Source organism: Streptomyces sp. NPDC020807 (assembly GCF_040641575.1).
In the GTDB taxonomy this organism is placed as follows: Bacteria; Actinomycetota; Actinomycetes; order Streptomycetales; family Streptomycetaceae; genus Streptomyces.
Window position 1 is genome coordinate 52,988 of sequence record NZ_JBFADU010000022.1, and the last position, 13,263, is coordinate 66,250.

Consider the following 13,263-nt stretch of genomic DNA (forward strand, 5'->3'; position numbering starts at 1 on the left):
CGAACGCCCGCAGTCGCTCAGGAGAACTCATGGCCGACGCCCCCGTCGACACCGTCGTCTCGGTCCCCGTCGCAATCGTCGGCGCCGGTCCCGCCGGTCTGATGCTCGCCCACCGGCTGGGCCGCGCCGGCGTCGACACGGTCGTGATCGACACCCGCACCCGCCACGAGATCGAGACGACCCAGCGCGCCGGCATCCTGGAGGCCGACGTCGCCCGGGACCTCGTCGAGACCGGTGTCTCCGACCGCATCCTGCGCGACGGCCACGAGCACGAGGGCGTCGAGCTCCGCTTCGGCGGGCAGCCGCACCGCATCCACATGAAGGGCCTCGTCGGCGAGTCGGTCTGGCTGTACCCGCAGACCGACGTCTTCATCGACCTCGCCGACGCCCGCGCACGCGACGGCGGCACCGTCCACTTCGGCATCAAGGACACCGAGGTCCTCGACATCACGACCTCGGGGCCGCGCGTCCGCTACACCGCCCCGGACGGCACCCGCCACGAGATCCGCGCCCGGTACGTCGTGGGTGCCGACGGCTCGCGCAGCATGTGCCGCGACCTCGTCCCCGGGGACCGGCGCGTGCGGTACGGCAAGGAGTACCCCTTCGCCTGGTTCGGCATCCTCGCCGAGGCGCCGTACAGCGCCCCCGAGCTGATCTACGCCCACTCCGAGCACGGCTTCGCGCTGATCAGCCAGCGCACCGAGGACGTGCAGCGGATGTACTTCCAGTGCGACCCCGACGAGAACGTCGACGACTGGTCGGACGAGCAGATCTGGGAGACCCTCCAGGCCCGCGTGGCCGGAGTCGACGGGTTCCGCCTCAAGGAGGGCCCCGTCATCGAGAAGACCGTTCTTCGGTTCCGTTCCTTCGTCCAGGAACCGATGCGCTGGGGCTCCCTGGTCCTGGCGGGCGACGCCGCGCACACGGTGCCGCCGACCGGCGCCCGCGGTCTGAACCTCGCGTTGCACGACGTGAAGGTTCTCGCGGACGTCCTGCTGAGGGCGCTCGGCGACGCGGGCGAGGCCGCGTTGGACGACTACCAGCCGAGCGCTCTCCAGCGGGTGTGGCGGGCCCAGAACTTCTCGTACTGGATGACCCAGCTGCTCCACACGGCCCCCGGCGGCTCGCCGTACGACCTGCGGCGCCAGCTCGGCGAGCTGGACAACGTGGTCGGCACGCGCGCCGGCCGCACGTACCTGGCCGAGCAGTACACCGGCTGGCCGCTCAGCGCCGCCCGCTGAGCCGGACGCCCCACCGCCGCCCCGCGACCACCCCGGAGACACCCATGATCATCGACTGTCACGGCCACTTCACCACCGCTCCCCCGCAGCTCGCCGCCTGGCGCGACCGCCAGATCGCCGCCATCGAGGGCAAGGGAGGGACGCCGGACCCCGCCGACCTCGTCATCAGCGACGACGACCTGCGCCGCGCGATCGAGGACAACCAGCTGCGCCTGATGGACGAGCGCGGCAGCGACCTCACGGTCTTCTCCCCGCGTGCCAGCTTCATGGCCCACCACATCGGCGACTTCGGGACCTCCTCGACCTGGGCGCGGATCTGCAACGACCTCGTGCACCGCGTCAGCACGCTCTACCCCGACCGCTTCGCCATGGGCGCGATGCTCCCGCAGTCTCCCGGCGTCGACCCCGCCACCTGCCTGCCCGAGCTCCGCCGGGCCGTCGAGGAGCTCGGCGCCGTCACGGTCAACCTCAACCCCGACCCCTCGGGCGGCCGGTGGACCGCGCCGCCGCTGACCGACCGCAGCTGGTACCCGGTCTACGAGGCGATGGCCGCGTACGACATCCCGGCGATGATCCACGTCAGCACCTCCTGCAACCCGGCCTTCCACACCACCGGCGCGCACTACCTGAACGCGGACACCACCGCCTTCATGCAGCTGCTGCAGGGGGACCTGTTCGCCGACTTCCCGACGCTGAAGTTCGTCATCCCGCACGGCGGCGGCGCCGTCCCGTACCACTGGGGACGCTTCCGCGGCCTCGCGATGGCGATGGGACGGCCGGACCCGGAGAAGCTCCTCGGCAACGTCTTCTTCGACACCTGCGTCTACCACCAGCCGGGCATCGACCTGCTCACCCAGGTGATCCCCAGCGAGTCCGTCCTCTTCGCCAGCGAGATGATCGGCGCGGTCCGCGACGTCGACCCGCGCACCGGCCACTACTTCGACGACACCAAGCGGTACGTCGAGGCGACGCCGAACCTCACCGACGCCGAGCGCGCCGCCGTCTACTCCGGCAACGCCCTGCGCGTCTACCCGCGGCTCGCCGCCCGCCTCGCCGCCGCCGGCCGCTGAGCCCGCCCCCTCACACGACTTCGAGAGGAAGAACCATGGAGCACACCGAGCTCGGTGTCGTCCACACGGCGATCACCCGCGCCGACCCGAAGGACGTCGCCGCCCTGTCCGCCTTCGGCGTCGCCACCATCCACGAGGCGATGGGCCGCGTCGGCCTGACGCGCCCCTACCTGCGGCCCGTCTACGACGGCGCCCGGCTCTGCGGCACCGCCGTGACCGTGCTGCTCCAGCCCGGCGACAACTGGATGCTGCACGTCGCCGCCGAGCAGATCCAGGAGGGCGACGTCGTCGTCGCGGCCTGCACCACCGAGAGCGAGGACGGCTTCTTCGGCGAGCTCCTCGCCACCTCCTTCCGCTCGCGCGGCTGCAAGGGCCTCGTCATCGACGGCGGCGTCCGTGACGTCGCCGAGCTGGAGGAGATGGACTTCCCCGTCTTCTCCCGCGCGATCAACGCCAAGGGCACGGTCAAGGCCACGCTCGGCTCCGTGAACGTCCCGGTCGTCCTGGCCAACGCCCTCGTCCGCCCCGGCGACGTCGTCGTCGCCGACCGCGACGGCGTCGTGGTCGTGCCCCGCGAGCGCGCCGCCGAGGTCGCCGAGGCCTCCCGCAGGCGCGAGGACGCCGAGGAGGGCAAGCGCGCCCGCTTCCGTACGGGTGAACTGGGCCTGGACATCTACGGCATGCGGCCCAAGCTCGCCGAGCTCGGCCTGCGGTACGAGGACTGAGGGCCATGACCGAACCGACCGACACCACGACCGCCTTCGAGAAGACGCCCGGCTGGCTCGACTGGTACGCCGACCCCAGCCGCCCCCGCTACCGGATGCCCGCGGGCGCCGTCGACGCGCACTGCCACGTCTTCGGCCCCGGCCACGAGTTCCCCTTCGCGCCCGAGCGGAAGTACACGCCGTGCGACGCGTCCAAGGACCAGCTGTACGCGCTCCGCGACCACCTCGGCTTCGCCCGCAACGTCGTCGTGCAGGCCACCTGCCACGGTGCCGACAACAGCGCCATGGCCGACGCGCTCAAGGCCTCGAAGGGCACGGCCCGCGGCGTCGCGACGATCCGACCCGACATCTCCGAGGGCGAGCTGCGCGAGCTCCACGCGGCCGGTGTCCGCGGCGTGCGCTTCAACTTCGTGAAGCGGCTCGTGGACGCGTCGCCGCGGCAGGCGCTGCTCGACGTCGTCGAGCGGATCGCCCCGTACGGCTGGCACGTCGTCCTCTACTTCGAGGCACCCGACCTCCCCGACCTGCGCGACTTCTTCCTGTCGATCCCGGTGCCGCTGGTCATCGACCACATGGGCCGCCCGGACGTCACGAAGGACCCGGAGGGCCCCGAGTTCGAGGCGTTCCTCGACTTCCTGCGCGCCCGCCCCGACACCTGGTGCAAGGTCACCTGCCCGGAGCGGCTCACGGTGGACGGTCCGCTCGCCCTGGACGGCGAGCAGCTCGCGTACCGCGACGTCGTCCCGTTCGCCCGGCGCGTGGTCGAGGAGTTCCCCGACCGCGTGCTGTGGGGCACGGACTGGCCGCACCCGAACCTCAGGAGCCACATGCCCGACGACGGCCTGCTCGTCGACTTCATCCCGCACATCGCGACCACGCCGGAGCTGCGCCGGAAGCTCCTGGTCGACAACCCGATGCGCCTGTACTGGCCGGAGGAGCGCTGACCATGCCGCTGGACAAGAGCTACAAGCTGGTGCCGGGCACGACCATCTTCGACGCCGAGCAGTCCGCCAAGGGCTACCACCTCAACCAGTTCTGCATGTCGCTGATGACGGCCGAGAACCGGGCCCTGTACCTCGCCGACGAGCGCGCCTACCTCGACGCGTGGCCGCTGCGCGAGGAGCAGAAGCAGGCCCTGCTCGACCGCGACCTCAACGCCGCGATGCGCGAGGGCGGGAACATCTACTTCCTCGCCAAGTGGGGCGCCACGCTGGGCTTCTCGTTCCAGCAGATGGCGGGCTCCATGACCGGGATGTCCGAGGAGGAGTACCGCGCCATGATGGTCGGCGGCGGCCGCTCCGTCGAGGGCAACCGCATCGACCACGCGGTCCTGGAGGCGGCGCACGCCGACCCGAACCCGCCGGCCGAGCACGCCGGGATCACCGGCGCCGTCTTCACCTCGCACGTGCCGGCGATCGGCGCGGCGATGGACCTCGGGAAGACCGGGGAGTCGTACTGGCAGCCGCTGTTCGAGGGGTACGAGTACTCCAAGGAGTGGCTGCGGGAGAACACGCCCGACGTCGTCTTCCTGGTCTACAACGACCACGCGAGCAACTTCGACCTCTCCCTCATCCCCACCTTCGTCCTCGGCACGGGCGCCTCCTTCCCGACCGCCGACGAGGGGTACGGCCCCCGGCCCGTCCCCGGCGTCGAGGGCGACCCCGACCTGGCGGCGCACATCGCGCACTCCCTGATCAGGGACGACTTCGACCTCACCCTCGCCAACGAGCTGACCGTCGACCACGGCCTGACCGTCCCGCTGTCGCTGATGTTCGGCGACGTCGAGAAGTGGCCCTGCAAGGTCATCCCGTTCCACGTCAACGTCGTGCAGTACCCGGTGCCGTCGGGCGCCCGCTGCTTCGAGCTGGGCCGTGCCCTGCGCCGGGCGATCGAGTCGTACGATCGACCCCTGAAGGTCCAGGTCTGGGGCACCGGCGGCATGAGCCACCAGCTCCAGGGCCCCCGCGCCGGTCTCATCAACCGGGAGTGGGACAACGCGTTCCTCGACCGGCTGATCTCCGACCCGGCCGGTCTGGCGCGGGTCCCGCACCTGGAGTACGTCGAGGAGGCGGGCTCCGAGGGCATCGAGCTCGTCATGTGGCTGATCGCCCGCGGCGCGCTCGCCGACGTGGACGGGGGCGGCGAGACCGAGGTGAAGCACCGCTTCTACCACGTGCCGGCGTCCAACACCGCCGTCGGCCACCTGATCCTGGAAAACCGCCCGCGGGCCGAGGCGCCCGCCGTGAAGGAGTGACATGACTGACGACCGAACCCTTCGGGTCGCGCTGGCCGGCGGCGGAGCCTTCGGCGCCAAGCACGCCGCCGCGCTCCGGCGGATCGAGGGCGTCGAGGTGGCCGCCGTGGTGAGCAGCTCCCTGGAGAGCTCGCGGAAGTTCGCCGCCGACCAGGGCATCGACCGCGCCGCCGGCAGCCTCGACGAGGTCCTGGCCATGGACGACGTCGACGCGGTCGTCCTGGCCACGCCGACGCAGCTCCACGCGAGCCAGACGCTCGCCTGCCTGGAGGCCGGCAAGCACGTCCAGGTCGAGATCCCGCTCGCCGACAACCTCGGCGACGCGGAGGCCTGCCTGGAGGCGCAGCGGCGCACGGGCCTGGTCGGCATGGTGGGCCACACCCGCCGCTTCAACCCGAGCCACCAGTGGGTGAAGCAGCGGATCGAGGCCGGCGAGTTCGGCATCCAGCAGATGGACGTGCAGACGTACTTCTTCCGCCGGACGAACACGAACGCGCTGGGCAAGCCGCGCTCGTGGACCGACCACCTGCTGTGGCACCACGCGGCGCACACGGTCGACCTGTTCGCGTACCAGACCGGTTCGCCGATCGTGCAGGCCAACGCGATCCAGGGCCCGATCCACCCCGAGCTCGGCATCGCGATGGACATGTCCATCCAGCTGCGCGCGGAGAACGGCGCGATCTGCACCCTGTCGCTGTCGTTCAACAACGACGGCCCGCTCGGCACCTTCTTCCGGTACATCGGCGACACCGGCACGTACATCGCGCGCTACGACGACCTGGTCACCGGCAAGGACGAGGCCATCGACGTCAGCGGGGTCGACGTGTCGATGGACGGCATCGAGCTCCAGGACCGCGAGTTCGTCGCCGCGATCCGCGAGGGCCGCGAGCCGAACTCCTCGATCGCCCAGGTGCTGAACTGCTACCGGACGCTGGACTCCCTGGAGCAGCAGCTGAAGGCGTTCGACGCCCGATGAGTACGTCCGCATCGCGTCGCATCGGCCCCTTCGAGGTCCCGGCGATCGGCCTCGGCTGCATGAACCTCAGCCACGCGTACGGCGAGAAGGTGTCGCCGGAGCAGGCCGAGCGGGTGCTGCTGACGGCGCTCGACGAGGGGGTCACGCACTTCGACACGGCGGCGCTCTACGGCTTCGGCGCCAACGAGGAGCTGGTCGGCCGGGTGCTCGGGCCGCACCGGGACCGGATCGTGCTCGCGAGCAAGTGCGGCATGACCGGCGTCGACGGCACGCGCGTCATCGACGGGCGGCCGGAGACCCTGCGGCGTACCGTCGACGAGGCGCTGACCCGTCTCCGTACCGACGTCATCGACCTCTACTACCTGCACCGGCTCGACCGGGCGGTGCCGGTGGAGGAGAGCGTCGGCGCGATGGCGGAGATGGTCGCGTCGGGCAAGGTGCGGGCCCTCGGCCTGTCCGAGGTGTCGGCGGACACGCTGCGCCGCGCGCACGCCGTGCACCCGATCGCCGCGCTGCAGAACGAGTACAGCCTGTGGTCGCGCAATCCCGAGCGGGGGACCCTGGAGGCGACGCGGGAGCTCGGCGTGGCGCTGGTGGCGTTCAGCCCGGTCGCCCGCGGCTTCCTCACCTCGGTCGCCCCGGACCTGGCCGAGCTGCCCGGCAACGACATCCGCCGGGGCATGCCCCGCTTCGGTGCCGAGCACTACCCGGGGAACCTGGCGCTGCGCCGGGAGCTCCTCGCCGTCGCCGAGGGGGCGAAGGTGACGCTGGCGCAGCTGGCGCTCGCCTGGGTCGTCTCGCGCGCCCCGCACGTGGTCGCGATCCCCGGCACCCGCTCGGTGGCGCACCTGCGGGAGAACCTCTCGACGCTCGACGTCGAGGTGCCGGCCGAGGCGCTCGAAGCGGCCGGGCGGATCCTGAACGAGTCGACCGTCCACGGGCCCCGCTACAACGCGGGAACGCTGGTGGAGATCGACACCGAGCGCTGCGGGGACGCGGGCTGACGAAGCCCGCGGGCCGCGGAGCACCGGGTCACCGGGCGCCGGAGGGCCGGGCGGCGGTACCGACTTGTGTGGAGTCGGTACCGCTGCCCGGCCCTTCGTCGTGCCGGTGGGGGGTCAGAGCTTCCGGGCGTGGAGCGCGTGGGCGCCGAGGGCCAGGGGGCTGTGGCCGACGAGTGCGATGCCGTGCTCGGCGAGCATGGCGGCGTACTGCTCGGTCGTCCGCTCCCGGCCGCCCGTGTTGCACATCATGTGGAGGTCCCACGCCGTGGCGAGCGAGGGCGTGCCGTCGGTGGGCAGGAGCCGTTCGACGATGAGGAGGTCGGCGCCGGACGGCATGGCCTCGGCGAGGTGGCGGAGGATCGTGCGGCAGCGCTCGTCGTCCCAGTCGTGCAGGATCCGGGAGAGCAGGTAGACGTCGGCGCCGTGGGGTACGTCGGCGAAGTCGCCGGCCACGTAGTCGCAGCGCGCCCCGGCGTCGGTGCCGGCGAGGCGGGCGCGGCCCACGGCGAGGACCTGGGGGCGTTCGAGGAGGATGCCGCGCAGCGTGGGGTGGGCGGTGAGGACGCGGCCGAGGAGTTCGCCGGTGCCGCCGGCGATGTCGACGACGGTCCGGGGGCGGTCGGTGCCGGTGGCGGCGCCGGCGGCGGCCCGGGCGGCGGCGACGAGGACCGGGTGGGCGGGGAGCGGGTCGAAGATGGGGGCGCTCGACACCATGGACTGGTCGAAGAGGGCGGCGAGTTCGGGGTCGCGGGCGAAGTGGAGGAAGTGGTTCTCGCCGTAGAGGTGCTCGAAGCCGGGTTCGCCGGTCCGCACGGTGTGGGTGAGGTGGGCGAAGGACTGGTAGAAGGGTCCGCCGTACATGAGGGCGAGCGGTCGCATGGAGCGCGGGGTCTCGGCGTCGAGGAGCGCGCCGACGTCGGTGAGGCGGAAGCCGTCCGGGCCCTCGGCGACGACGCCCAGCATGTGGAGGTAGCGGAGGAGGACCGACAGGCACTCCGGGTCGGCGCCGACGGCCTCGGCGAGTTCGGTGGTGGCCGTGCCGGTGTCGCGGTTCATGGCCTCGGGCAGGCCGAGGCGGGCGCAGGTGGCGAGGGCCTGGGTGGTCCAGGCGCCGGTGAGCAGCTTCAGGAGCGTCTCGGCCGGGCCGTCGTCGGCCGCCGCGCGTACGGGCTCCGCCGCGCGTACGGGCTCCACCGCGCGTACGGGCTCCGCCGCGGGTACGGGCTCCGCCGCCGGCAGTCGTTCGAGGTGCTCGGCCAGCACGTCGCGGTGGTCGCCGCGGGCATACAACTCGACGCGCCGGTAAGGGGTCTTGGTCTCGGTGGGGGCGGCGAAGTAGAAGACGGTGCCGTCCTCGTGCGGGTTGTAGCCGCCGCCGTCGGCGGTCGCGCCGTGCCGGGCGAAGCTGGCGAGGAGTCCGCGCAGGACGAGCGGGTCGGGCCGGGTGACGTCGAAGGCGAGGTGGGCCTCGTGGTCGTGGCGGCGCTCGTCGGCGGCGATCGCGGCGAGGCCGGGGCCGGAGCCGGTGGGCACGGTCAGGGCGAAGACCTCGACCGCGCGGTTCTCCCCGCCGGGTCCGTGGGCCTCGGGGCGGAGGATCCGCACGTCGAGGTCCTCGGCCCGGCGGCCGCAGCGGGCGGCGAGGCGTTCGCGGACGACGACGCTGGGGCGTGCCGGGGTGTCCGCGTCCAGGCCGCTCGCCGCGAGCTCCGTCCGCAGCTCGCGCTCGTCGGCCGGGAAGACGAGCACGGCGGCGTGCCCGAATCCGCACTGGTCCGTCAGGGCCCGCAGTTCGGGTCCGTCCAGGCCGGGCAGGATGCGCGAGAGCAGGAGCGAGGTGTCCTGTTCGCGGACGAAGCGGGCCGTCGCGCCGAGCCGTTCCGTGTCGTCGAGGGCATGGGTGGGCTGCGTGGGGGGCTGTTCGGAGTGCATTCCCTGTCCTTGCGTGGAGGAGGAACGCCGTGCCCGTAACGAGGGCATGACGAAGTGAGGCGTGGCGACTGGCCTTGAAAGAAGATGATGTGACGATGCGTCACATGCCGACGTAGTTCTCCGCGAACCAGTCCTGATGGCCGGCCGAGGTGCGCAGCGAGGCCATGCGGGAGTGGCGCAGGCCCTCCTGGAAGGCGGCGTCGTCGGTGCCGGTGGCCGCGTGCAGCAGGCGGATCATCCAGTGCGAGAACTCCTGGGCGCGCCAGATGTGGTCGAGGGCCCGCGCGGAGTAGTGGGTGAGCGGCTCGGGGTCGCCGTCGTTCAGGTCGGCGACGAGGGCGAGGGCGAGGATCTCGGCTTCGAGGACGGCCAGGTTGGCACCCTTGGCAGCGGAGGGGCTGATGAGGGCGGCGGCGTCGCCGACGAGGAACAGGGCGCCGTGGCGCAGGGGTTCGAGGACGTCGGACTCGAGGTCGATGACGGTGCGCTGGATGACGCGGCCGCGGGTGAGGGGGCCGAACTCCTCGGCGCGCATGCGCAGGTCGAGCTCGTCCCAGATGTCCTTGTCGGTCCAGGACTCGGGGCGGGTGCCGCGCGCGCACTGGAGGTAGTAGCGGGTGATGTCGGCGGAGCGGGCCATGTGACCGGCGAATCCGCGCGGGTGGACCGCGTAGCCGACGGCGTCGATGCTCGGCGGGGCCTCGGCGAGGAGGCCGAGCCAGGAGACGCCGTGGTCGCGGTGGTGCCGGCGTACGGCTCCGGGCGGGAGCGCGCGGCGTCCGGCGCCGTGGCGGCCGTCGCAGGCGGCGACGTACCGGCCGCGCCACCGCACGGTGCGGCCGTCGGCCTCGCGGACGGTGACGGTGGGCGCCGATCCCCCGATGTCGTCGATGGAGACCGCTTCGGTGTCGAAGCGGACGCGTCCTCCGGCGTCGACGTACTGTCCCAACAGGTCGGCGACCAGCTCGTGCTGCGGGTAGACCGTGTGCGGCTCGCCCTTGCCGAGGCGCTCGTAGTCGAGGCGGAAGCGTCCGTCGACGGTGCGGAACTCGCAGACGCCGTGCTGCTGTCCGCGTCGGCTCAACCCCCCGTCGAGTCCGTGGCGTTGGAGGACGCGTACGGTTTCGGGAGCGAGGAAGCCCGCCCGTGCCCGGTTCTCCACGTCGTCGCGGCCGGACCGTTCCAGGACGACGCAGTCGACGCCGGCCCGGAGTAAGAGGTTGGCGAGGACGAGCCCGGCGGGACCGGCACCGACGATGACGACTTCTGCCGAGTCCTCAGCGACCCGGGCGTGCGTACTCTCTGTCACAGCAGTGGATCATAGGCATTCCGAAAACACGTGGGCACCCCTGAATCACCCGTATGCAGCAGTGTTTGCGAAAAGGATTCTGCCGCGTCAGGCCAAGACCTTCAGCGCGGCGGGGCACACCGTGAGGGTGACGGGGAGGCTCGCGTCGACCTCGCCGTCCGCCCCGTAGGGCAGGGCGCGGTCCGCTTCGACGCGGACCCGCGCGCCCCGGAGGATCTCGATCTGCGGCCGGCGGACGTGCGCGCCGGTCTTCAGTTCGTTCATCATCGCGAAGAAGAGGCGCTTCGGCGCCTGCTTGATGACGACGACGTCGAGGAGCCCGTCGTCGACGCGCGCGCCCGGCGCGACGTTCCTTCCGAAGCCGTAGAAGCCGGAGTTGGCGACGACGACGGTGTAGCCGGTGCGCTCGTGGAGCTCCCCGTCGATCGTGATGCGGTACGCGGCGGGCTTCCAGGCGAGGACGGCCCGGGCACCGCCGACGTAGTACGAGGCGGCGCCGCGCAGCAGCCGGGAGTGGTTGGCGTGGCGGTTGGCGACCGCGTCGACGCCCGCGTACACGCTGCCGAGGACGTGGGTCCGTTCGTGGACGGCGGACGCGACCTCGATGGTGTCGACGGCCCGCGGCCCGGCGTCGAGCAGCACCTTCGCGAGGCCCTCGGGGTCGGTGGGGAGGCCGAGGGCGCGGGCGAAGTCGTTGCCGCGTCCGGCGGGGACGAGGCCGAAGACCGTGTCCGTACCGCTGAGGGCGCCGCCGACGGTACCGGCCATGCCGTCGCCGCCGACGGCGAGGACGACGTGGCCGCGCGCCCCGGCGTCCCGGGCGATCTCCTTCGCGTGGTCGAGGCTGCGGCTGTAGACGGTGTCGAGGTGGGCACCGGCCTCCCGGAGCAGCCGGGCCACGGGGAGCAGGCTCGCCGTGCCGCTGGATCCCCCTGCGGTGGGGTTGACGACGGCGGTGAACTGTCGCATGGGAAAAGGCCTCCGGGGGGCAGGAGAAGGCGGCGGGTGTGAGGGGGCGTGCGCCGGCGCGCCGGGACCGTCACCGGGAGGGGCGGTCCCGTCGCGCCGGATCGTTCGGGACGGGTTCAGCGGCGGGGGATCAGGACGCCGGGGCTCAGCACCCCGGACGGGTCGATCTCCGCCTTCACCGCCTGGAGCATACGGATGCCGAGCGGGCCGACCTCCTGCGCGTACCAGTCGCGGTGGTCGGTGCCGACGCCGTGGTGGTGGCTGATGGTGCCGCCGGCCGCGAGGATCGCGTCGTTGGCCGCCTCCTTGGCGGGCGCCCAGTGCGCGACGGGGTCCTCGCCCTGCGCGGAGACGACGGTGAAGTAGAGCGAGGCGCCGTTCTCGTACGTGTGCGAGATGTGGCACATGACGAGCGGCGGGGTGCCCGCCTCGGTGAGGGTCTTGGTGAGCGCCTCGCGGACGGAGGCGTACAGGCCGGGGATCGCGGACCAGAAGGCCGCGGTCTCCAGGGTCTCGGCGAACGCCCCGGCGTCGAGGAGGGCGTCGCGGAGGTAGGGCGCGTTGTAGCGGCCGTGCTCCCACTTGTCGCCGGGTTCCTCGCCGATGTACTCGCCGTCGCAGGCGAGGAGGACCTGGCGGGCGGCGGCGCGGCGGGCGGCGGTGTCCTCCTCGGTCCCCTCGAAGCCGACGACGGCCATGCAGCCCGGGTTCTCGGGGAGCGCCGCGCTGCCGATGGCGTCGGGCTGGGCGAGGCCGACGAAGGTCTCGGACTCGTCGGACAGGCGCAGGACGGTGGGGCGCGGGCCGTCCTGGGCGAGGCGGCGCAGGGCCGCGGTGCCGGCCTCGAAGGAGGCGAAGCGCCAGCCCTCGTAGACGCGCTTCTGCGGGAGGGGACGGATGCGGACGGTCACGGAGGTGATCACGCCGAGCGCGCCCTCGGAGCCGAGGAGCAGCTGGCGCAGGTCGGGTCCGGCGGCCGAGCGCGGGGCGCGGCCGGTCCACAGGGTGCCCTCGGGGGTGGCGACGGTGAGGCCGAGGACCATCTCGTCGAAGCGGCCGTAGCCGGCGGAGGCCTGGCCGCTGGAGCGGGCGGCGGCGAAGCCGCCGACGGTCGCCCACTCGAAGGACTGCGGGAAGTGGCCGAGGGTCCAGCCCTGTTCGTTGAGGAGGGCCTCGGCGCGCGGGCCCCGCAGGCCGGGCTGGAGGGTCGCGGTGCGGGAGACGTCGTCGACCGCGAGGAGCTGGTCGAAGTGGCGCAGGTCGAGGGCGACGAAGGGGCGGTCGGTGGTGGGCGCGAGGCCGCCGACGACCGAGGTGCCGCCGCCGAACGGGACGGCGGCCAGGCCGTGCTCGGCGCAGGCGCGGAGGACGGCGAGGACCTCGTCGTGGCCCGCGGGCAGGACGACGGCGGCCGGGATGTCGTCGACCTCGCCGGCGCGGATGCGCAGGAGGTCGGGGGTCGACTTGCCGCGGGTGTGGCGGATGCGGCTCTCCGCGTCGTCGCGTACGCCGTCGGGGGCGGCGACGGCCGCGCGCAGCGCCGTGTGCGCCTCCTCGGTGAGCGCCGGGGCGGGCGCCTCGATCTCGGCGAGCGCGGCCGGGCCGCTCTCGCGCGGGGTGACGCCGAGCAGGTCCCGGAGGAGGCCGGTGACCGATTCGGGCAGGGGGGCCGCCTTGGCCGGGTCGCCCCAGCCGCTCCACAACATGTCCACTTCGCGCGGTTCCTCACGGTCTGTTTGACGAATGGCACTGCCACGCGGACCGCGTTGGCGTTACCTGGCAT

11 protein-coding genes are annotated in these 13,263 nt (G+C 72.7%); 7 read left to right on the forward strand and 4 right to left on the reverse strand.

What is annotated here, in order from left to right:
• Window positions 1–29 precede the first annotated feature (29 nt).
• From AB0G79_RS26235 to AB0G79_RS26265, 7 genes are read left to right on the forward strand one after another with little or no spacing between them, the layout of a single operon-like run.
• Window positions 30–1,241: a 4-hydroxybenzoate 3-monooxygenase gene (locus AB0G79_RS26235; RefSeq protein WP_360810500.1), complete on the forward strand. Its 1,212-nt coding sequence runs from the start codon at window positions 30–32 to the stop codon at window positions 1,239–1,241.
• Window positions 1,242–1,285: 44 nt separating this feature from the next.
• Entirely contained in the window at window positions 1,286–2,311 is a 1,026-nt protein-coding gene (locus AB0G79_RS26240) for an amidohydrolase family protein (protein ID WP_360810502.1), read from the forward strand.
• A 35-nt stretch (window positions 2,312–2,346) separates the two neighbouring features.
• A complete protein-coding gene (gene ligK, locus AB0G79_RS26245) occupies window positions 2,347–3,036 on the forward strand; it encodes a 4-carboxy-4-hydroxy-2-oxoadipate aldolase/oxaloacetate decarboxylase (RefSeq protein ID WP_360810504.1) in 690 nt (229 codons plus the stop codon).
• A gap of 5 nt (window positions 3,037–3,041) precedes the next feature.
• A complete protein-coding gene (locus AB0G79_RS26250) occupies window positions 3,042–3,980 on the forward strand; it encodes an amidohydrolase family protein (protein ID WP_360810506.1) in 939 nt (312 codons plus the stop codon).
• A 2-nt stretch (window positions 3,981–3,982) separates the two neighbouring features.
• Entirely contained in the window at window positions 3,983–5,290 is a 1,308-nt protein-coding gene (gene ligA / locus AB0G79_RS26255; protein ID WP_360810508.1) for a protocatechuate 4,5-dioxygenase subunit alpha, read from the forward strand.
• Between the two features lies 1 nt (window position 5,291).
• Window positions 5,292–6,266, forward strand: coding sequence for a Gfo/Idh/MocA family oxidoreductase (locus AB0G79_RS26260; RefSeq protein ID WP_360810510.1), 975 nt, complete (start codon window positions 5,292–5,294; stop codon window positions 6,264–6,266).
• Window positions 6,263–7,270 (forward strand): aldo/keto reductase, encoded by a 1,008-nt coding sequence (locus AB0G79_RS26265; protein ID WP_360810512.1) that lies wholly within the window; start codon window positions 6,263–6,265, stop codon window positions 7,268–7,270. The genes AB0G79_RS26260 and AB0G79_RS26265 overlap by 4 nt, the downstream gene beginning before the upstream one ends.
• A gap of 114 nt (window positions 7,271–7,384) precedes the next feature.
• Here the strand turns inward: AB0G79_RS26265 and AB0G79_RS26270 are convergent, their stop codons facing one another.
• The 4 genes from AB0G79_RS26270 to AB0G79_RS26285 form a co-directional block, all read right to left on the reverse strand.
• Entirely contained in the window at window positions 7,385–9,202 is a 1,818-nt protein-coding gene (locus AB0G79_RS26270) for a methyltransferase (RefSeq protein ID WP_360810514.1), read from the reverse strand.
• A 100-nt stretch (window positions 9,203–9,302) separates the two neighbouring features.
• Entirely contained in the window at window positions 9,303–10,511 is a 1,209-nt protein-coding gene (locus tag AB0G79_RS26275) for a 4-hydroxybenzoate 3-monooxygenase (protein WP_360810516.1), read from the reverse strand.
• A gap of 87 nt (window positions 10,512–10,598) precedes the next feature.
• The gene (locus tag AB0G79_RS26280; protein ID WP_360810518.1) at window positions 10,599–11,480 is read right to left on the reverse strand and encodes a YegS/Rv2252/BmrU family lipid kinase; all 882 of its coding nucleotides are present in this window, start codon (window positions 11,478–11,480) and stop codon (window positions 10,599–10,601) included.
• Window positions 11,481–11,596: 116 nt separating this feature from the next.
• Window positions 11,597–13,192 (reverse strand): FAD-binding oxidoreductase, encoded by a 1,596-nt coding sequence (locus AB0G79_RS26285; RefSeq protein WP_360810520.1) that lies wholly within the window; start codon window positions 13,190–13,192, stop codon window positions 11,597–11,599.
• Window positions 13,193–13,263: the final 71 nt, after the last annotated feature.